Source organism: Nonomuraea sp. MG754425 (assembly GCF_021699195.1).
Lineage (GTDB): Bacteria > Actinomycetota > Actinomycetes > Streptosporangiales > Streptosporangiaceae > Nonomuraea.
The window spans coordinates 23618-42982 of the sequence record NZ_SSXE01000073.1; the positions used below are offsets into that span (position 1 = coordinate 23618).

16 protein-coding genes are annotated in these 19365 nt (G+C 70.0%); 5 read left to right on the top strand and 11 right to left on the bottom strand.

Annotation, left to right across the window (positions count from 1 at the left end; translation table 11 throughout):
* Positions 1 to 46 precede the first annotated feature (46 nt).
* The 3 genes from FAF44_RS24855 to FAF44_RS24865 all read right to left on the bottom strand — a co-directional run bounded on the left by FAF44_RS24855 (position 47) and on the right by FAF44_RS24865 (position 6465).
* On the bottom strand, positions 47 to 3982 hold the full coding sequence (locus tag FAF44_RS24855) for a HAMP domain-containing protein (RefSeq protein WP_237105655.1): 3936 nt from the start codon (positions 3980 to 3982) through the stop codon (positions 47 to 49).
* A gap of 202 nt (positions 3983 to 4184) precedes the next feature.
* Entirely contained in the window at positions 4185 to 5759 is a 1575-nt protein-coding gene (locus FAF44_RS24860; protein ID WP_237105656.1) for an MDR family MFS transporter, read from the bottom strand.
* Between the two features lie 91 nt (positions 5760 to 5850).
* Positions 5851 to 6465 carry a TetR family transcriptional regulator gene (locus FAF44_RS24865; protein WP_237105657.1) on the bottom strand — a complete coding sequence of 205 codons (615 nt, stop codon included), beginning with the start codon at positions 6463 to 6465 and terminating at the stop codon, positions 5851 to 5853.
* 228 nt (positions 6466 to 6693) lie between these two features.
* Between FAF44_RS24865 and FAF44_RS24870 the strand changes: the two genes are divergently transcribed.
* Positions 6694 to 7326 (top strand): pyridoxamine 5'-phosphate oxidase family protein, encoded by a 633-nt coding sequence (locus tag FAF44_RS24870; protein WP_237105658.1) that lies wholly within the window; start codon positions 6694 to 6696, stop codon positions 7324 to 7326.
* Positions 7327 to 7466: 140 nt separating this feature from the next.
* On the opposite strand, the gene FAF44_RS24875 is transcribed toward FAF44_RS24870, so the two are convergent.
* Together FAF44_RS24875 and FAF44_RS24880 are read right to left on the bottom strand one after the other, a co-directional pair.
* Positions 7467 to 7919, bottom strand: coding sequence for a DUF1801 domain-containing protein (locus FAF44_RS24875; RefSeq protein WP_237105659.1), 453 nt, complete (start codon positions 7917 to 7919; stop codon positions 7467 to 7469).
* Between the two features lie 505 nt (positions 7920 to 8424).
* On the bottom strand, positions 8425 to 9087 hold the full coding sequence (locus tag FAF44_RS24880) for a hypothetical protein (protein WP_237105660.1): 663 nt from the start codon (positions 9085 to 9087) through the stop codon (positions 8425 to 8427).
* A 104-nt stretch (positions 9088 to 9191) separates the two neighbouring features.
* Between FAF44_RS24880 and FAF44_RS24885 the strand changes: the two genes are divergently transcribed.
* A complete protein-coding gene (locus tag FAF44_RS24885; protein ID WP_237105661.1) occupies positions 9192 to 10070 on the top strand; it encodes a DUF1963 domain-containing protein in 879 nt (292 codons plus the stop codon).
* Between the two features lie 2 nt (positions 10071 to 10072).
* Here FAF44_RS24885 and FAF44_RS24890 read toward each other — a convergent pair whose 3' ends face one another.
* The gene (locus FAF44_RS24890; RefSeq protein ID WP_237105662.1) at positions 10073 to 10351 is read right to left on the bottom strand and encodes a hypothetical protein; all 279 of its coding nucleotides are present in this window, start codon (positions 10349 to 10351) and stop codon (positions 10073 to 10075) included.
* 158 nt (positions 10352 to 10509) lie between these two features.
* Here FAF44_RS24890 and FAF44_RS24895 point away from each other — a divergent pair, with 158 nt between their 5' ends.
* The gene (locus FAF44_RS24895) at positions 10510 to 11937 is read left to right on the top strand and encodes an APC family permease (RefSeq protein WP_237105663.1); all 1428 of its coding nucleotides are present in this window, start codon (positions 10510 to 10512) and stop codon (positions 11935 to 11937) included.
* Positions 11938 to 12264: 327 nt separating this feature from the next.
* A complete protein-coding gene (locus FAF44_RS24900; protein WP_237105664.1) occupies positions 12265 to 13524 on the top strand; it encodes a hypothetical protein in 1260 nt (419 codons plus the stop codon).
* 100 nt (positions 13525 to 13624) lie between these two features.
* On the opposite strand, the gene FAF44_RS24905 is transcribed toward FAF44_RS24900, so the two are convergent.
* The 5 genes from FAF44_RS24905 to FAF44_RS24920 form a co-directional block, all read right to left on the bottom strand.
* Positions 13625 to 13783, bottom strand: a complete 159-nt coding sequence (locus tag FAF44_RS24905) for a hypothetical protein (RefSeq protein ID WP_237105665.1) — start codon at positions 13781 to 13783, stop codon at positions 13625 to 13627.
* Between the two features lie 237 nt (positions 13784 to 14020).
* Complete coding sequence (locus FAF44_RS24910; RefSeq protein ID WP_237105666.1) at positions 14021 to 14965, bottom strand: TauD/TfdA family dioxygenase; 945 nt, start codon at positions 14963 to 14965, stop codon at positions 14021 to 14023.
* Between the two features lie 58 nt (positions 14966 to 15023).
* On the bottom strand, positions 15024 to 15104 hold the full coding sequence (locus FAF44_RS56420; protein WP_368857770.1) for a putative leader peptide: 81 nt from the start codon (positions 15102 to 15104) through the stop codon (positions 15024 to 15026).
* Between the two features lie 561 nt (positions 15105 to 15665).
* Positions 15666 to 16724, bottom strand: a complete 1059-nt coding sequence (locus FAF44_RS24915; RefSeq protein ID WP_237105667.1) for an LLM class flavin-dependent oxidoreductase — start codon at positions 16722 to 16724, stop codon at positions 15666 to 15668.
* Between the two features lie 321 nt (positions 16725 to 17045).
* Entirely contained in the window at positions 17046 to 17663 is a 618-nt protein-coding gene (locus tag FAF44_RS24920; protein WP_237105668.1) for a TetR/AcrR family transcriptional regulator, read from the bottom strand.
* A gap of 423 nt (positions 17664 to 18086) precedes the next feature.
* On the opposite strand from FAF44_RS24920, the gene FAF44_RS24925 reads away from it, so the two are divergent.
* Positions 18087 to 19331 (top strand): hypothetical protein, encoded by a 1245-nt coding sequence (locus FAF44_RS24925; RefSeq protein WP_237105669.1) that lies wholly within the window; start codon positions 18087 to 18089, stop codon positions 19329 to 19331.
* Positions 19332 to 19365 lie beyond the last annotated feature (34 nt).

The following is a 19365-nucleotide window of genomic DNA, read 5'->3' on the forward strand; positions in this document are numbered from 1 at the left end:
CCGCACACCGGCCGGTCGGACAACGGGCGAGCGGCCGGCTCACCCGTCACGACGGGTCGAGCCAGTGCTGGATGCGTTCGATGAGATGGTCGGCGTCCACCGGTTTGGTGACGTGGTCGCTGGCCCCCGCCGCCAGGCTCTTCTCCTGGTCACCCGGCATCGCCTTGGCGGTGACCGCGATGATCGGCAGGTCGGCGTACTGCGGCATGGCCCTGATCGTCTCCGTCGCCGTGTAGCCGTCCATCTCCGGCATCATCACGTCCATCAGGATGAGGTCGATCTCCGGGTGGGCGGTCAGCGTCTCGATGCCCTTGCGGCCGTCCTCCGCGTGCAGCACGTTGATGCCGTGCAGCTCCAGCATGCTGGTCAGCGCGTACAGGTTGCGGGCGTCGTCGTCCACCACCAGGACGGTGCGCCCGGCCAGCGCGTTGTCGATCTCGCGGGCCGCCGCCGCCCGCACGGTGCCGGGCCTGACCAGGGGCAGCACGTCGCCGGGCTGGCCGACGGACAGGTGCAGCGCGATGCGCTCGCGCAACTCGTCGAGGCTGGACAGCAGCTCCAGCGGCTGGCGCTCCAGCCGGACCTCGCGCTGCGCGTGCGAGCGCCAGCTATCGTAGGCGAGCACCGGCACCCCGTGCAGGCGCGGCTCGCGGTCCATCGACTCCAGCAGCCGGTACGCCGCCCCGTCCGGCATGCTCAGATCCAGCACGATGCAGTGCCAGGGCTCCCCGGCGAGCACGGCGGCGGCCTCCTCCGCGCCCGCCGCGGTGACCACCTCCATCGTCCCGTCGTGGTCGCGGGCGCCCACGACGCTCTCGGAGACCAGCGACAGCAGCCCGTTGCGCCGCTCCTCGATGACCAGCAGCCGCCGCCCCGCCACCGGTGTCCGCTCGACCGGCGGCGCGGGCTGCCCGCATCCGGCGGTGCTGACCTCGAAGCCGGGCCGCGCCACCGGCAGGTAGAGGGTGAACACGCTGCCCTGGCCCGGCGTGCTGCGCACGGTGATCGCGCCGCCCAGCAGGTAGGCGATCTCCCGGCAGATCGACAGGCCCAGCCCGGTGCCGCCGTACTTGCGGCTGGTGGTCCCGTCGGCCTGCTGGAACGCGCCGAAGATGGCCTCGAGCTGCTGCTCGGGGATGCCCACGCCGGTGTCGACGACGCGCAGCGCGATGACCGGCCCGTGCGGGCGCACCGACGCCGGCGGCTCCGACGGCGGGGCCGGCTCGATGCGCAGCTCCACACTGCCCGTCTCGGTGAACTTGACCGCGTTGGACAGCAGGTTGCGCAGCACCTGACGCAGCCGCGAGTCGTCGGTGAGCAGCTCGGACGGCATGCCGGGCGCGGTCGTGACGCGGAAGGCCAGGCCCTTCTGGCTGGTCATGGGCCGGAAGGTGGCCTCGACGTAGTCGAGCAGCCCGCGTAGCTGCACCCATTCGGGGTTGATGTCCATCTTGCCCGCCTCGACCTTCGACAGGTCGAGGATGTCGTTGATGAGCTGGAGCAGGTCGGAGCCGGCCGAGTGGATGATCCCGGCGTACTCCACCTGCTTGGCGGTGAGGTTGCGCGTGTGGTTCTGGGCCAGGAGCTGGGCCAGGATGAGCAGCGAGTTGAGCGGGGTGCGCAGCTCGTGGCTCATGTTGGCGAGGAACTCGCTCTTGTACGTGGAGGCCAGCGAGAGCTGGTGCGCCCGCGTCTCCAGCTCCTGCCTGGCCTGCTCGATCTCGAGGTTCTTGGTCTCGATGTCCTGGTTCTGGCGGGCCAGCAGGGTGGCCTTCTCCTCCAGCTCGGCGTTGGAGCGTTGCAACTCCTCCTGCTGGTTCTGCAGCTCCTCGGAGCGGGCCTGGAGCTCCACGGTCAGCCGCTGCGACTCCTGGAGCAGCTCGTCGGTGCGCGCGTTGGCCACGATCGTGTTGAGGTTGACCCCGATCGTCTCCATGAGCTGGTCGAGGAAGGCTCGGTGCACCGGCGTGAACGCCTGCACCGAGGCCAGCTCGATCACGCCGAGCACCTGCTCCTCGACCACGATGGGCAGCACGATCACCGACGTGGGGTCGGTCCGGCCGAGCCCGGAGGAGATCGTGATGTAGCCGGCCGGCAGGCCGGTCATCGCGATCGTCCTGCGGCTGCGGGCCGCCTGCCCGACCAGCGCCTCGCCCACTCTGAACCGGGACGGCCGCCGCGGGTCCACCGGGAAGCCGTAGGCGCTGATGAGCTGCAGCTCGCTCTCCTCGGCCAGGAAGAACGCGCCGTACTGGGCCGAGACCAGCGGCGCCAGCTCGTTCATCACCAGCTCGGCCACCATGGCCAGGTCGCGGTGGCCCTGCATGAGACCCGACATGCGGGCCAGGTTGGACTTGAGCCAGTCCTGCTGCTCGTTGGCGCTGGTGGTCTCGCGCAGCGACTTGACCATCGAGTTGATGTTGTCCTTGAGGTCGGCCAGCTCGCCCTCGGCGTCGACGGTGATCGACCGGGTCAGGTCGCCGGAGGTGACCGCGCTGGTCACCTCGGCGATGGCGCGCACCTGGCGGGTGAGGTTGCCGGCCAGCTCGTTGACGTTCTCCGTCAGCCGCTTCCACGTGCCGGACACGCCCTCGACCTCGGCCTGCCCGCCGAGCCTGCCCTCGCTGCCCACCTCGCGGGCCACCCGGGTGACCTCGGCCGCGAAGGAGGAGAGCTGGTCGACCATCGTGTTGATCGTGGTCTTCAGCTCCAGGATCTCGCCCCGCGCGTCCACGTCGATCTTGCGGGTCAGGTCGCCGCGCGCGACGGCCGTGGTGACCTGGGCGATGCTGCGCACCTGGTTGGTCAGGTTGTCGGCCATGGAGTTGACGTTGTCGGTGAGGTTCTTCCAGGTGCCGGCCACGTTGGGGACGCGGGCCTGCCCGCCGAGCTGCCCCTCGGTGCCGACCTCGCGGGCCACCCGGGTCACCTCGTCGGCGAACGCGGACAGCGTGTCCACCATCGTGTTGATCGTCTGCGCCAGGACGGCGACCTCGCCCTTGGCCTCGACGGTGATCTTCTGCGACAGGTCGCCGCGCGCGACGGCGGTGGCGACCTGGGCGATGCTGCGCACCTGGTTGGTCAGGTTCGAGGCCATGACGTTGACGTTCTCCGTCAGGTCCTTCCAGGTGCCCGACACGCCCCGGACCGTCGCCTGCCCGCCCAGGTTGCCCTCGGTGCCCACCTCGCGGGCCACCCGGGTGACCTCGTCGGCGAAGGAGGAGAGCTGGTCGACCATGGTGTTCAGGGTGTTCTTCAGCTCCATGATCTCGCCGCGGGCCGAGACCGTGATGCGCTGCGACAGGTCGCCGCGGGCCACGGCGGTGGCCACCTGGGAGATGTTGCGCACCTGGTCGGTGAGGTTGCCGGCCATGAAGTTCACCGAGTCGGTCAGGGCCCGCCAGGTGCCGGCCACCCCCTTGACGTCGGCCTGGCCGCCGAGCCGGCCGTCCGTGCCGACCTCGCGGGCGACGCGGGTGACCTCGTCGGCGAAGGAGGAGAGCTGGTCGACCATCGTGTTGACGGTGTTCTTCAGCTCAAGGATCTCGCCCCGGGCGTGCACGGTGATCTTCTGCGACAGGTCGCCCCGCGCGACCGCCGTGGTGACCTGCGCGATGCTGCGCACCTGGTCGGTCAGGTTGCCCGCCATGGCGTTGACGGACTCGGTGAGGTCCTTCCACGTGCCGGAGACCGCGGGCACGTCGGCCTGGCCGCCGAGCCGTCCCTCGGTGCCGACCTCGCGGGCCACCCGCGTCACCTCGGAGGTGAACAGGGAGAGCTGGTCCACCATGCCGTTGAAGACGGAGGCGATCTCGCCGAGCAGCCCGTCGGCCTCGTCGGGCAGCCTGGTGCGGAAGTCGCCGTCCCTGACCGCGGTCAGCCCGGCCAGCAACCGGCGCAGCTCCGGCTCCTCACCCGCCTCCGCGCCGCGCTTGCCCCGCGGTGACGGCGAAGGGGACGCGCCGCCGGTGGAGTCGCCCATGATCGGTCCTCCGTACTCGCCCGGACTTGCTCAGGTAGCGGAGACACTAGCCGGACGCGCGCCGCCCGCACCCTAGCCTCAGGTTGTCATCTACCTATCACTCGTCGTGAACGCGCGATGCGCGACCGGGCGGCAGGGAGGTGACGGGCACGCTGCGCCGGGGCGTCACCTCCCACGATCGGTCCCCCCTCGGGACCCCCGCTCAGTGCTCGGCCGCCGCGGCGCGCTCGCGGGCCAGCCGCTCCTCGCCCGACAGCGTGTTGAGCGGCTTCTCCTTGATGAACAGCACCGCCACCAGCGCCAGCGCGGTCAGCGGCACGCCGATGAGGAACAGCTCCGCCGTCGCCGTCGCGTACACGTCCTGGATGACGCGGACGACCGGCGCGGGCAGCTTGGAGATGTCCGGCACGGCGTGGCTCTCGCCGCCCCCTCCGGCGGCCATCGGGCCGAGCTTCTCCGTCATGAGCGTGGTGATCCGGTTGGCCAGCACCGCGCCCAGGGCGCTGACGCCGACCGCGCCGCCCATGCTGCGGAAGAAGGTCAGCACCGAGGTGGTGACGCCCAGGTCGTGCGCGGCCACGTCGTTCTGGGCGGCCAGCACCAGGTTCTGCATCATCATGCCGACGCCGATGCCGAGCACCGCCATGTAGACGCCGAGCAGCACCGTGCCGGTCTGCCCGTCGATCGTGCTGAGCAGGCCCATCCCGCCGAGCATGATGACGCCGCCACCCACCAGGTACGCCTTCCACCGGCCGTACTTGGTGATGAGCTGGCCCGCGACCGTGGAGGAGACCAGCAGGCCGAACACCATCGGCAGGCTCATCAGGCCGGCCACGGTCGGCGACTTGCCGAGCGCCACCTGGAAGTACTGCGACAGGAAGACCGTCCCGCCGAACATGGCCACGCCGACCAGCACGCTCGCCACGGTGGCGAGGGTGACGGTGCGGTTCCTGAAGATGGACAGGGGGATGATCGGCTCCTCCGCCCGCGACTCCACCCAGACGGCCAGCGCGAGCACGATCACGCCGCCGCCCACGAGCCCGGCCGTCCACCAGGAGCCCCACGGGAACTGGTTGCCCGCCAGCGACGACCAGATCAGCAGGACGGACACGCCCACCGTGATGAGGCCGGCGCCCAGGTAGTCGACCTTGACCTGCTTGCGCACGACCGGCAGTTGGAGGGTGCGCTGCAGCAGCACGATGGCCACGATCGTGAACGGCACGCCGAGCAGGAAGCACCAGCGCCAGCCGAGCCACGAGGTGTCCACGAGCACGCCGCCGATGAGCGGCCCGGCCACGGTGCCGACGCCGAACACGGCGCCGAAGATGCCGGCGTAGCGGCCGAGCTCACGCGGCGGGATCATGGCCGCCATCACGACCATCGACAGCGCGGTCATGCCGCCCGCGCCGATGCCCTGCACGACGCGGCTGACGATGAGGATCTCCACGTTCGGCGTGAGACCCGCGATCAGGGAGCCCACCACGAACAACCCCAGCGAGAGCTGGATCAGCAGTTTCTTGCTGTAGAGGTCGGCCATCTTGCCCCAGAGCGGCACCGTGGCGGTCATGGCCAGCAGCTCGGAGGTGACGATCCAGGTGTAGACCGTCTGGGTGCCCTGCAACTCGGTGATGATGCGCGGCAGGGCGTTGGCGACGACGGTCGAGGCCAGGATGGACACGAACATGCCCACCATCAGGCCCGACAGCGCCTGCAGCACCTTTCTTCGCGACGTCGGCGTCGCGGCCACGGGATCGGGCTGCGCGCTGGTGGTTGTCATCTTTCCTCGATTTCTCGGGCGGGAGCCCGCGCTCGCGGAACTCCCCGCGGACTGCGGGTTCAGAAAAGAGTTCGATGGGTGACCGGAGCGGTCACGGATTGGGCAGGCCGGCGGCGAGCTGGGCGAACGCCTCGTCCGCCAGGTCGGTCAGCGCAAGCCGTCCGCCCGCGGCGCTCCAGCGCGTCATCGCCACCCGGACGGCCACCAGGGCCGCTCCGGTGGCCAGTTCGGGATATCCGGTCGTGCCGGGCTCGACGCCGCACCGGCGGGCGACGGCGGCCATCACCACCTGCTCGGCCTCGCTGCCGCTGGAGACCAGCTTGGGCAGCAGCGACGGGTTCTGCTCGTAGACCCTCAGCCGCAGCATCCACTGCTCGGGCCGCTCCTGGACGCGCTCCAGCTCGGAGCGCGTGATCAGCCGCAGCGCCTCCAGGACGGGCACCTCCGCGGGCACGGCCTCCAGCTTCGCGCGCAACTCGGCGGCCGAGGCCGGGCCGGGCCCGATGAGAGCGTCCTCCTTGGACGGGAAGTAGTTGAAGAACGTGCGCGAGGAGACGTCCACCGCCTCGGCGATGTCCTCGACGGTGACCGCCGCGAGGCCGCGCTCGGCGACCAGCGTCAGGGCAGCGTGCTCCAGGGCCGCGCGGGTCTCGAGCTTCTTGCGATCCCGGCGACCCAGTTCGTCAGCACTGTCGACGATGGTCACGTTGTCGAGGTTAAAGCAAAAATTTCAGGATCTGCAATGTTTCAGCGCCTGAAGTGCCGCAGATCACAGCCCCGCGAGCGGCGTCTCGGCCGCCCCCGCCGCCCGGGCGGGCAGCCCGCGGGTGCGCCTGGTCACGGGAGGCCAGGGCGGGTCTGAACGGGCATTCCACCACCTTAGGGGCGCGCGGGTGCTCGACGTGAAAGGTTAGCCTTGCCTATATTCGGGGTCGTGAATCCTTCTGAGATCCGTACGGTGACGACCGAGGCCGAGCTACGGGAGATCGTGAAAGAACCGCAGCAGACCATCTGGGACAAGGACATCGCCCGGATCGACGAACACGCCCGCACGATCATCGCCCACTCGCCGTTCGTGCTGCTCGCGACCGCGAACACCGACGGCATGTGCGACGTCTCGCCGCGCGGCGACCCCGCCGGATCGGTGCTGGTCATCGACGACCACCGGCTGGCGCTGGCCGACCGGCCCGGCAACCACCGCCTCGACAGCTTCCGCAACGTCCTGCTCAACCCGCACGTCGGGCTGCTGTTCCTCGTGCCCGGGATGAACGAGACGCTCCGGGTGAACGGCCGCGCGTCGATCGTGTCGGACGCGCCGTTCTTCGACGACCTGACGGTCAAGGGCAAGCGGCCCCAACTGGCCATCCTCGTCGAGGTCGAGGAGCTCTACATGCACTGCGCCAAGGCGTTCCTGCGCTCGTCCCTGTGGCAGCCCGAGACCTGGCCGGACCGCAAGGGCCTGCCCACGCTCGGACAGATCGCCAAGGACCACATCGGCATCAAGGGCGTGCCCGCGAAGGTGATCGACGCCGGGCTCGCCATGGACGCCAAGATGAACCAGTACTGAGAAATCGGGCTCGTGGTGAGCGGTCGTTCCGTCGGGACGTCAAGGCGGGCTGCTACGTGCGCGCGGAGTGTGGGACGCATGTTAAGGGCGCAGGGCCGGCCGGGGTGCAGCGGCAACACAGCTCAGTCGGGAGCCATGGGCTACCGCTGTTGTCCGCGGTCGGTGGCTCGGTCAACGCCCTTGTGCACCCGCACCGTGCGGTCGATGAGCTCGCGCAGCGCGCTCTCGTCGACGTTGTCGAGCCGTTTCAGGTACAGGCATCCCTTTCCGGTTCTGTGCGGACCGAGCCGGGCGAGCACTGATGCGTGCCGCTCCTCGAACCCACCCACCAAATAGACGACGAGGTGCTGCTTGCGTGGCGAGAAGCCCGCCAAGGGCCAGTCATTGGTGCGCCCACTCGTGTAGGTGTAGCGGTAGCTGCCGAAGCCGACGATACTGGGGCCCCACATCACCGCAGGCTCACCGGTCACCTCGGACAGAATCGCGCGAAGGCGCTCCGCGTCGCCCCGCCGACGTTCGTCGGAGACCCCGGCCAGGAAATCGTCCACGCTGACGTCAGTCGGGACCGTCGCCGGCTGTTTCGAGGTCACCATGACGTCATGCTCCCACACCGGTGCGACACATAGCGGTGGGCGCAGGGGAGCCCCGATCCCGATCCCGGTCGTCGCGAACCTCAGTATTACGGGCGCACACCCTGCTGCCAAGATCGTAAAGCGAGGACGAAATCCGTCAGCTCCACCTGAACGCCGACATGAGCACCAACCACTGCACGCGAATACCCGACGGCTTCAACCGCACCTGAAAGTGTCGGCCGCCGCGGTTCTCACCATCGGTGGAGCCCTACAGGTCAGTAACATTGACGCACAAACACGTCAGAATGATCAGGCGCGTCATGTGCGGCAAAATGGGCGTGGAGACGTGTGGATGAGCATGTATGCCCGCACGCGCTCGGGGGCGATCGACGGTCCCTTGGCCCTCACCCTGGATCACCGCCTGGGACCGAGTCGGGTTCGCCCTGGCGGAGGCGATGAGCCTGCGGGAACGGTGCACCCGCGCCGCCCCGGTTGCCCCGCGGCCGTCGCGCGACATGTTGTCAGGTCAGGAGGATCCGCACAGCCTGTCGAGCTCCGCGGCGTCCGTATTGATGTCCGCGATCACCTGGTTGGGATCGCCGCCGGTCATGCCGGTCAAGCGGAAGCCGAGCTCCTGGAATTCGGCAGCCAGCCGGCTGATCTTCGCCCCCACCACTCCTTGCGCGTCGAGGACCGCGCCCATCAGGTCGCGGTACGTCTGCTGAGCCGCGGCCGCCTGGCTGCTGCGGACGGTCCCGGCATTCTCGCGGTATGCGGTCAGCGCCGCCGCCGCCTCGTCGCAACCGCCGGGGCGGATCGCCGGCAGCGTTGGGGACGAGACCGGGAGCGTTCGCGTGGGTCTCGGTGGTTCAGGCGTGCCGGCCTCAGGTGATGGACTCGGGGTCGGCGAAACACGGGAGATGACCGGATCCGCTGACGACGACTGCGGGGCAGGAGTGGGGACCACCGTGCCGGCCTGAGGCGGGGTCGGCGGCACCAGGTAGGCGACCAGCGCGACGGCGGCCGCGATCGCCGCTGCCAGGGCGCTCACCGCCGTCCAGTTCAAGCGCGAGCCTGCTGCTTCGCCCACCGTGGGCGGCTGCGCTGATCCGCTTCTCGTCATGCCCTCATCGTGGCCGAGCCGCCAGGCCCGGTCCAGGATGCCGGCGTTCGCGAGCGTCTCCCTCATCGTCGGCCGGCTGCCGCACCCCGGAGACCGGCCGCTCGTTCGCCCGCCATGTTTGCGGTAACTTCCCTGAAGTCATGAGCGTCCGATGACGGCAGGGAGAGAGCGTGCCGGAGCACACGACACAGGAGGCCGACGAGGTGCGCGACACGCTGCCCGACGAACTGCGTGACACGCTCGACCGTTTTCGCGCGACGGCGGCCGAGCGCGGTCTACCGGCGGAGAACGTCGAGCGGTGGCTGCGTACCGCCCGCCGTAGCGCGATGTTGTACCCGGAGGCCGACGGCCCGGTCGTCGGCCGGCTCGGCGGCCCGCTGATGCTGCCGCCCGGCATGCCCGTGCCCGGAACCTCGGATCCGGAGGACCCCGTCGCCCATCAGCTCATCGCGACCATCGACCTGGCCGCCATCCCGGAAGGGACGACCGACCTGCCTCTGCCGTCCGACGGTCACCTGCTGCTGTTCGCGGTTCCCGAACTGGCACTGGAGGTGGAGCTCGCCGGCAGCGCGGTCCACCTCCCGGCCGGAACCCCCGTCGAGGAACGCCGGCAGGACCTCGACTACGAACTGTACGAGTACGACTCGCCCGAGGACCTGGACGCCGACCTGCGTGGCCACGGTGAGCTGCGGCTGGCGCGCGCGGTGTCCCTCCCTCTCCACGGCGGGTACCACGACCTGCATTTCCGATCGGACCTGGCCCGCGCGTGGGACGAGGCCGCGGCCGTGATGCGGCCGGCCCGGCACGTGCCACTGCAGATCGGTGGGAACGCGGCGGACCACGAGGGCTGGGGAGACCCTGTCCGTGGGTCCGCCACCGCGCTGGAGGACGAGGAGGGAGCCCCGGACGCGCCGGGGCCTGAGGACTGGGTGCTCCTCGCGCAGTGGGAGGGCCTTCCGATGGCCACGGTGTACTGGACGATGCCCCGGCAGGACCTCGCGGAGCTGCGCTTCGACCGGGTCCTCGTCCAGATGTACGCCAACCCCTGACGTCAGGCGGTGCTGCCGCGCCTCGGTCCGGGCCCGGTCGCGATGCTCGTCATGTCGGCCGGGCGGCGAGCAGGACGATGAGCGGCGACGGCGGTCGACGTCAGCCACCTCGGCGTCACCGACGACCAGGCGCGCGACCCCTTCAGGCTCGGCGCGGCGGCCTGCGCGGGTGAACTCTCGATCACTTCGCGAACGAGGACGACTTGGTCGCGCTTGCCGCCGCCGCTGGTGCTCCGCACGGGCGAGGGGCGGCCTGCCGCAAGATCGTGCCATTCGTCCATCGGGCGGCGGGTGTTTCCTTGGCGCGCGCGCGGCGCGGCCCAGGTGACGTGGGACGGGGCACGGTGTCAGCACGGTGCCGGGTTGGTGCCGGGTTGGTGCCGATGCCGTGATTCCCGTGCCTAGTGCCTCGAAGCCCGTCGGAGCATAGGCTGGCGTGATGACGGACCGGGAAGATCATGCGGCCTCCCCTCTCGACTCCAGCCCTGCCAATCCTCCTGCGACGGACGACACCGGCCAGCCCGCGCTCAAGCGAGTCATGGGTCCCGGACTGCTGCTGCTGTTCATCATCGGCGACATCCTCGGAACCGGCGTCTACGCGCTCACCGGCCAGGTCGCCGGTGAGGTGGGCGGAGCCGCCTGGCTCCCGTTCGCCATCGCCTTCATCGTCGCGTCGATCACCGCCTGCTCCTACCTCGAACTGGTCACCAAGTACCCGCAGGCCGCGGGCGCCGCACTCTACGTGCACAAGGCGTTCGGCCTGCACATCGTGTCCTTCCTCGTGTGCTTCACCGTGATGTGCTCCGGCATCACCTCCGCCTCGGCGGCCTCGCGGGCCTTCGCCGCGAACCTCGCCGCCGGCTTCGGCCTCGACGTCGGCAACGGCGTCATCCTCGCGGTCGCCCTGGGCTTCATGCTCCTGGTGCTGGCGGTCAACCTCCGCGGCGTCGGCGAGAGCGTCAAGATCAACGTCGTGCTCACCGCGGTCGAGCTGTCGGGCCTGCTGCTCGTCATCCTGCTCAGCCTCTTCTTCATCACCGGCGGGAACGCCGACTTCTCCCGTGTCGTCGCCTTCGAGACCGCGGCGGACAAGAACGTCTTCCTGGCCGTGAGCACCGCGACGTCGCTGGCCTTCTTCGCCATGGTCGGGTTCGAGGACTCGGTCAACATGGCGGAGGAGACCAGGGAGCCGGCGCGGATCTTCCCGCGCATCATGTTCACCGGGCTCGGCATCACCGGGCTGATCTACATCCTGGTGTCCATCTGCGCCGTCGCCGTCGTCCCCGTCGGGGAACTGGCCGCCAGCGAGACGCCGCTGGCGCTCGTCGTGCAGACCGCCACCCCAGGCTTCCCGATCGCCGACCTGCTGCCGTTCATCTCCATGTTCGCCGTCGCCAACTCCGCGCTGATCAACATGCTGATGGCCAGCCGGCTCCTGTACGGGATGAGCAGGCAGGGCGTACTGCCGTCCTTCCTGTCGAAGGTGTCGGTCACCCGGCGCACGCCGGGGGCGGCGATCGTGTTCACCACCGCCATCGCCATCGGGCTCATCACGTTCGTCTCGCTCGACCCGGAGAGCCCCGTCGTGTCGCTGCTGGGCGGGACGACCTCGCTGCTGCTGCTCGCCGTCTTCGCCGCCGTCAACCTGGCGGTGCTCGTCCTGCGCAAGGACCGGCAGGAGGTCAAGCACTTCAACGCGGGACGCGTGCTGCCCGTGGTGGGTGTGATCACCTGCCTGTACCTCGTGCTGCCCTGGTCCTCCGGGCGGCCGGCCGGCCAGTACGAGATCGCGGCCGTGCTCCTGGCGCTCGGGCTGGTCCTCTGGGCGGTCACCTGGCTGGCCCGCCGGAGGGAGAACACCCGGTAGCAGGCGGTCGCGGCCCGGCCGGGCCGCGACCGGCAGGGGCGGCTCGCGCGCACATGAGGTGCCGCAGCCGCCCCTTCGCCTCCACCCGGAACCCGTGCTGCGAGCGATCCAGCAGGCATGGAACCCCACTTCATGAAGGTGTTCTCATCGACGGCTCATGTTGGTCCAACCATGGCGGATCAAGGTGGGACACAACCGAGAGATGAGGGGTTCCCGGTGCTGGGTGGATTGCGGTGGCGACTGCCGACTCTCGCAGTCGTTTTCGTGCTCGCTGTCGGCTCCGTGCCTGCCATCTGGCAGGGGTGTCGTCCGATGCCCATGCCTGCTGTGGCGCACGTCGCGGCCTACGCCGACAGCGACGACGACGATGACGATGATGATGACGACGAGGGCGGCGCCAACGATGCCCGGCTGCGGCGTCCCGACCGAAATCAGCCCTTGGGCGGAGCGAGGGCCGGCAGTGGCACGGGCGCGCGGAGCACCGAGCCGCCGGAGAGAAGGGCCGACTGGCATGACGCCGGCGCCTCCCAGAGGGAGCGGACGCTGGAACCCGGCGGTGCTCGCGGCGGCGACGCCGGCCCGCAGCCGCGCGTCGTCTCCGACAACGGTGGGGTCCCCAGCACGAGCAGCAGCCAGGAGGTAGGTGGCACGTCCCGCATGGGTGGTGGTACAGCGGGCACCGGCGGCAGCCCGGCGTCCAGCGGCGCGCTGACCACCAGCCCAACGGCGACCCCCAGCGAAGCACCGAGCGACGGCGGTGATGTCACCTCTGGCGCGCCGCCGGGCAACGGCGGTGCCTCGACGTCCGGCAGCAGCATGGGCAATGGCAGCCGCCCGACATCCAGTGGAGTGCCGGGCGGCGGCACCTCCGTGGCATCCGGTGGAACGTCGGGCGACGGCAGCGAAGCGGTATCGGGCGGTACGTCGGGCAACGGCAGTGTCGTGGCGCCGGGCGGAGATCCCGGCGACGGCGATCGGGCGGAGCCGGGCGACCTCCGTGACGAGAGCGGCGACGCGGCCCCCGGCGGCGTCGATGGCGATCGCGACGGATCGGTGCCCGACGAAGGCGAGGTGGCCGCGTCCGGAGGCTCGCTCACCTCGTCGATCCAGGGCGATTTCACCGGCGGCCAGCAGCGGACCAGCCTCATCGCCCTGACCGCCATCGTGGGCACGGCGGCTGTCGTGGGAGCCGCGTACTGGCTGTTGGCCAGATACGGCCTGCAGTCGATCCCACCGAGGACGTCGCCCGCCTTCATACCCGCCGCGATTCCACCCTCCATGCCCCCACTTCCCGACAGCTTTATGCCGACACCGGAGACGAGCCATGAACACCCCCCTGACAGATCAGCGCCGGCGACGACGGAGATCAACCATCTCGAGCCCCTCGACGCGACCACGACCGCTCAGGAAGGCGACGCCCGGTCCCGTGCCGAGACCGTGACGGCTGAGCCGAGTCACCTCCAGCCACCCGACGAGACCACCACGACCCAGCCCGTGCGAATCCAGGAGCTCGACGCCCCGGCAACTGCCGAGACCGGCCAGGTCCAACGCTCCGACGCAGGTTGGCGATGGCAGCAACCATCATGAAACAGCACCCAGCAGGCACTTCGGGCCGCTTCGGACCTTGTTCCCTTCCCCGCCGGACGGCCGATCGGACGAACACCCGGGCAGCGCCCAAGCGAACGGCTCATTTCAGGGTCCCGTTGACCAGCAAGAACGACAGCACACCGGTCGACAGCAGAGCGGCGTACAGCAGGATCATGCCGACGATCAGGAGGAAGCGCCGCCATCCGCCAGGCCGGGGCGGGGGCGGAGGCGTCACGCCGTGCTCCGCTCCGTCTGACATGCTCTGACGCTAACAGGCGGCTCGGGCTTATCCGCTGAGGTCAGAGTGTGCGGCGTCCGGCCAGACGCACGAAAGACCGAGCGCCGCACACCCCGGGGACTGCCGTCCCCCTCCCTTGCCCGACGGGCATATTCCTATCAGGTAAGCGAACGGTCACGCTAGGTAATGCTCAGATCAAGTCCGGGGAATCGCGTGCGGGCGGAGACCCCGGGCTCCGCCCGCACGTTCCAGGGGCCGTCAGGCGACGACCAGCGACTCGGCCCGGAACTCGCGTCCGGCCACGATCTCGGAGACGAACCCGTCGGGCCCGACGGGGCGATCGCCGATCAGGGTGACCCGGTGCAGGGTTCGCCGGACGTCGAGGTGGTCGAGGTCCGTCGGGGCGAGATGGGCGGTGGCCCGGTTGTCCCAGAAGGCGAGGCTGCCCGGCTGCCAGCGGAAGCGGACGGTGTACTCAGGGCGGGTGATGTGCTCGTAGAGCAGGTCCAGGAGGCGTCGGCTCTCCACGGGAGACAGGCCCACGATGTGATCGGTGAACCCGGGGTTGACGAACAACACCCGCTCCCCGGTCTCCGGGTGCACACGCACCACTGGGTGGATCGACACGAGCAGGTTGTCGTTGATCCGCCGGACGAGCGTGTCGTCCCCGTCGGCCGGCCGGTAACCGGCCAGGAACCGGTGCTCGGCGCGCAGGCCGTCCACGAAGCCGCGCAGTGGCTCCGACAGCCCCTCGTACGCGGCGGCCAGGTTGGTCCACTGGGTGTCGCCGCCGAACTCCGGCACGGTCTCGGCCCGCAGGATCGAGGCGGCCGGCGGGTTGACGGCGGCGGTCACGTCGGTGTGCCAGCCGGAGTGGTAGGAGTACTGCCGCCTGCGGCGTTCGCGCTGGTCCGCGCCGTAGCGGGCCTCGTAGCGGCGCGGGTCGATGGTGAGGATCTGCGGGTGCTCCTCCGGCGGGGCGTCCTCGTGCGGGTGGGCGTGGGTGAGCTCGCCGAACTGGCGGGCGAAGGCGATCTGGGTTCCGTGGTCGAGGGTCTGGCCACGGAAGAAGAGCGCCTTGTACGTGAGCAGGGCGTGGCGGATCTCCTCGACCGTGCTCGGGTCGAGGGAGTGGGAGAGATCGACGCCGGTGATCTCGGCGCCGATGTGCCCGGCGACGCGCTTGATCGTGAGAATGGACATGCTGCAGCGCTCCTGAAGGATGGAGTGTGAAAAGGGGAGGCCGGGGATGCGGGACAGGTCACCGCGTGGCACAGAGGGCGCTCGCCTGCCGCCGGAGGTCGACGTGGAGGCGAGCCACCAGAAGCTCGCTGCTCTTCACAACGCCGATCTTGCGCGGGATTCCCTACAAATGCAATAGGGATTTCAAGATTCATGCATATTAGGTAGGAAATGTTGGCTTTTTGGTGAGTGGCGGCGCGCGGACGACTGCGGATGCGTGCCGATGGGGCACCAACGAACGCCCACCGCAGCGCGGCCTCGGCCACCACCACGACATGATCCCGCCGAGCCCCAAGCACCATCGCCACTCCCACCCGCGCACCCACATGCCCACGCCCGCGCCCGCCTGCGCCTGTCCGTTCTGGCCCACTCGCGCCTGGCCCCCACGCCGTCGGACGGCCCGCGAAATGCCGCAGCCATCCACGCCGATGCAACGCACGTCACCATCGCTTCCACGGCGGTCATCTCCGCAACCGCCACGCCGCCGCCACCGGGACCGGCGCCGGCGCTGGCAATGCTTGTCCGCATTCGGTGGCCCCTCCATGTCCGCGATCATCCGGTTGCGGCGACAGCGCCCCAGGTCGAGCCGGGACGCTACGCCCCGGCGGGGGCCTTGTCACCGCAACGGGAGCCCGTCAGAAGGCCCGCCGGCGTCCGGGATTCAGTCGCGCAGTAGCGGAAGGAGTTGGTTGCCCTGCCGCTTGATCTCCGGCAGGTAAGGGGTGTCGGAGAGGACGAAGTGGGTGATTCCGAGGGCCTGGTAGTTGCGTAGCGACTTCGCCACGTCCTCGGCCGAGCCGACCAGCCAGGTGGTGCCCGCGCCGCCCCCGCCGTACTTGCCGGGGGTGGTGTAGAGGTTGTCGTCCAGCACCTCTCCCCGGGCGGCCAGGTCGAGCAGCCGCCGCTGGCCGACGGCGGCGCGCCAGTTCGGGTCGCGGGAGACGGCGCCCTTCGCCATCTCCGCGACCTTGGCCTCGGCGTCGGCCCAGGCCTGTTCGGTGGTGTCGCGTACCAGGGTGGTGATCCTCAGCCCGAACTCCAGCGGTGGGTGTTCGCGGCCGAGATGTTCGCTGAACTGCTTGAGGCGCGCGATCCGCGCGGCGACGCCGTCGAGCGGCTCACCCCAGAAGAGCTGGACGTCGGCCTCGGTGGCGGCCACCCGCTCGGCGGCCTCCGAAGCGCCGCCGAAGTACAGCCGGGGGTGCCTGCGCCCGCCTCGCACCACGGGGCGCGGCACCACGGTGGACCCGGTGACGCCGAAATGCTCACCGTGATGGGTGACGTCCTCCTCGGTCCACAACCTGCGGACGATCCGCATGAACTCCTTGGTACGGCCGTAACGATGCGCCTGGTCGCCCTCGGTGTCGCCGTACGCCGCCAGGTTGTCCTTGCCCGACACGATGTTGATCAGCACCCGCCCGCCGGTGAGGTGGTCCAGCGTCGCGGCGGCGGAGGCGAAGTTGGCTGGACGCCAGTAGCCCGGCCGAACCGCGATCAGCGGCTGGAACGTCGTCGTCCGCGCGGCCAGTGCGGTCGCGACCGTGAAGGTGTCGGGACGGCCCCAGCCGGTGCCGATGAGCGCACCGCCCCATCCGTGCTCCTCCAGGGCCTCGGCGTGGTTGCTGAGAGTTTCCAGGCTGTTGTGGCCGATGACGGTGTCGTCTCCGCGATGGCCAGGCTTGGCCTGGTTCGGGATGTACCAGAGGAACTGGAGGCTCATACGCGTCTTCCTGTTCTGTCCGGGTTTGCGAAAACCTATTCTTCCTATAGGAAAAGTATAGTTTCTCGCGCGGCGGCGCTCCAGACAGCCGGGCGAGGGCGCGGAAGGTGCCCTTGCGTAAGGCGTCGGACTGGTGATGACGGCAAGGCGGTGCCGTTCGCGGGTGGTCGGCGGGGCCGATGGGCATCGTCGAGCGGGGATTCGTTCACTCGTGCCTGGGATGTGCCCTCGTTCGCGAGGTCGGCGTCTGTGGCCGCCGCAGCCGTTCCGCCTCGGCTCTTGCACCGGAGAACTGCCGTCGCGGGACGCTCGGAACGCCCGTCAACTGTTCAGGCGATCCCCGGCAGGCGGCGGGACGAGCAGCGACAACATCGTCCTGATCAGCACCGGCTCCACCTCCTCGGGAGCGAGCCGGCCCGCCTCCCGCTCCTGCGCGGCGCTGTGGATGATCGAGAAGAACGTCGTCACCAGCCACGGCAGGGGCAGGTCGTCGCGGAAGTCGCCATCGCGCTGCCCACGTGCGATGAGGCGCTCGACCCGCCGCAACGGGGCCTCGTGGTGCTCCCTGATCCGTTCCGTGGCCAGCACGCGATCGGCCGCCACGAACAGCCGGCGATGCCGGTCGAGGACCTCCCAGGACGACCGCAGCAGCCCTGCCATGGCCTGCGGCGCGGGCTCGGTGTCGAGCGAACCGTCCGCGAGCACGTCGTCCGCCATGCCCACCGCGTGATCGAGCACAGCGTCCACCAGCGCCTCGCGTGAGGGGAAAAGTCCGTACAAGGCGGCCCGTCCTACCCCGGCGGCCTTGGCGATGTCGGCCACGCTGGCGGCGGGGTCGGCGCTGAGCAGCCGCGTCCCGGCTTCGAGGATCGCGGCGATGTTGCGTTCGGCGTCCGCGCGTCTGGCGGGCACCGGCTCTCGTCCCGCGGACTTGACCATGCGATCACCCTACGACGCACGGTCCCCACAGCCCGGGAAGGACGCCCGGGTCGCGAGCCTGCGACCGGCCGATTTTCGAAGCGGCCCGCGTGTCTCCGCAAGGACAGACCGGGACGAACGGCTTCCGCTGGAACGAGAAGGTCGCTCTCGGAGCGGCTGAATTCTCCGGCGAAGACGCCGGCTTGCACCTGACGTGGCGTCAGGACCTAGCTTTACTGACGTGCTCGGCGAGCGGGCACGGGGCGCCTTCCTCATGACCGTCTCGCGCGCGACCGGCCCAGCCGACCTCTTCGCGACCGCAGTGTTGCGGGGACGCGCCGGCCAGCGGTCGATCGCCTGATGGCTGATCGGCATGCCGTAGCCATACCGCGTTTCGCTAGAAAGGAAGGCTTCATCGATGTCCTGTGCTCGAAAGGCTCACGCATGCACGACGTGCTCCCACCGCTGCTGGTCACTCCACCATGGGAGCGGAATCTGCCGCTGGTTCACGGGCTGCTGCCGCCCAGCGAGCGGGTCGTCGACTGGCAACCGGGTGAACGCGAGGACTGGCAGTCGAGGCAACCGAACACCCGGCCCACCTTCACCGCCGCCCTCAGGGAGACCTATGGGCTGGAGGGATGGGAAGGGGTGGTGCGGGCGTATCTGGACGGGCAGATCACCCGCGAGCCCGCCCTGTTCTCCCTGTTCACGTACGGCCCCGAAGAACTCGTCCGGCCGTTGCTGGCAGACTGGCACCCGACGCTCAGCCGCGGCTCCGACTTCTCGATCCTGCGGGCCGTCACGCTGCGGTTCGGGGCCGACGCCCACCACGTGGTGTTCCCCAATGCCAAGGCACACCGGTCGGGCTGGGCGCTGATGCCCTTGCGCGACGTCGAGGTGGCCCGGTTGATGGCCGCCTGGCTCGGTATGGCCGCCGTGCGTCACCAGGCGTGTGCGTGGCTCGATCGGCACGGGCCGGCAGCGGTGCCGTTCCTGGTGCCGGACGCGCTCGGCGTGAGGCGCACGCTTCGCGACAAGGCCGGGCCGGCGCTGCTGCGCATCGCGTCCCGGTGCGGCGACGCGGGTGTGGTGGAGGCGGCCGGCCGGTATGGCGATCACGCCGCGTACGCCGTCGAGCAGCTTCTGGACGGCGGGGGGCCTGTGGGAACGCCGCGCAAGGTCCCCTGGCTGGACATCGAGGTGCTGCCCGAGGTGCGCCTGTGGGGCGGCCGGGCGCTCCCTCGCGACTCGGTGAAGCACCTGATCGGCGCGCTCACCCTGTCTCCATGCGTCCAGCGGGACGAACTGGCCGAGAGCTGCCCGGGGCTCGTGGACGCCCTCGACCATTGTGACCCCGCGTCGCTGGCGGTGTTCGGCTGGGCCGTCGTCGAGGCGTGGAAGGCGGCCGGGATGCCGTCCGGCGACCAGTGGGTGCTCGACCAGCTCATCTGGCTGGGAGACGACGACACCACGCGACAACTCGGGGCCTTGGTGGCGAACTGTCCGGTGAGCCTGGCCAAGCACATCCCGGAGGTGCTGGGGGAGATCGGCACCGATGTGGCACTCGAACAGTTGGAGCGCATCGCGGCGCGCGCCGACGCAGGGGTGTCTCGTGCTGCCAGGAAGCGACTCGCCTGGGCCATCGAGCAGCGCCAACTCGCGATGACGTCGGTCGAAGGGGAAGCCTGACGAAGAACTCCGGGGCTTGACCATCGGGGGGGGC

Excerpts from the sequence above, each read along its gene's own strand:
- FAF44_RS24855 (WP_237105655.1), bottom strand. The coding sequence starts at position 3,982 with ATGGGCGACTCCACCGGCGGCGCGTCCCCTTCGCCGTCACCGCGGGGC.
- FAF44_RS24860 (WP_237105656.1), bottom strand. The coding sequence starts at position 5,759 with ATGACAACCACCAGCGCGCAGCCCGATCCCGTGGCCGCGACGCCGACG.
- FAF44_RS24875 (WP_237105659.1), bottom strand. The coding sequence starts at position 7,919 with ATGGTGACCTCGAAACAGCCGGCGACGGTCCCGACTGACGTCAGCGTG.
- FAF44_RS24880 (WP_237105660.1), bottom strand. The coding sequence starts at position 9,087 with ATGAGGGAGACGCTCGCGAACGCCGGCATCCTGGACCGGGCCTGGCGG.
- FAF44_RS24890 (WP_237105662.1), bottom strand. The coding sequence starts at position 10,351 with ATGGACGAATGGCACGATCTTGCGGCAGGCCGCCCCTCGCCCGTGCGG.
- FAF44_RS24895 (WP_237105663.1), top strand. The coding sequence starts at position 10,510 with ATGACGGACCGGGAAGATCATGCGGCCTCCCCTCTCGACTCCAGCCCT.
- FAF44_RS24905 (WP_237105665.1), bottom strand. The coding sequence starts at position 13,783 with ATGTCAGACGGAGCGGAGCACGGCGTGACGCCTCCGCCCCCGCCCCGG.
- FAF44_RS24910 (WP_237105666.1), bottom strand. The coding sequence starts at position 14,965 with ATGTCCATTCTCACGATCAAGCGCGTCGCCGGGCACATCGGCGCCGAG.
- FAF44_RS24915 (WP_237105667.1), bottom strand. The coding sequence starts at position 16,724 with ATGAGCCTCCAGTTCCTCTGGTACATCCCGAACCAGGCCAAGCCTGGC.
- FAF44_RS24920 (WP_237105668.1), bottom strand. The coding sequence starts at position 17,663 with ATGGTCAAGTCCGCGGGACGAGAGCCGGTGCCCGCCAGACGCGCGGAC.
- FAF44_RS24925 (WP_237105669.1), top strand. The coding sequence starts at position 18,087 with ATGCACGACGTGCTCCCACCGCTGCTGGTCACTCCACCATGGGAGCGG.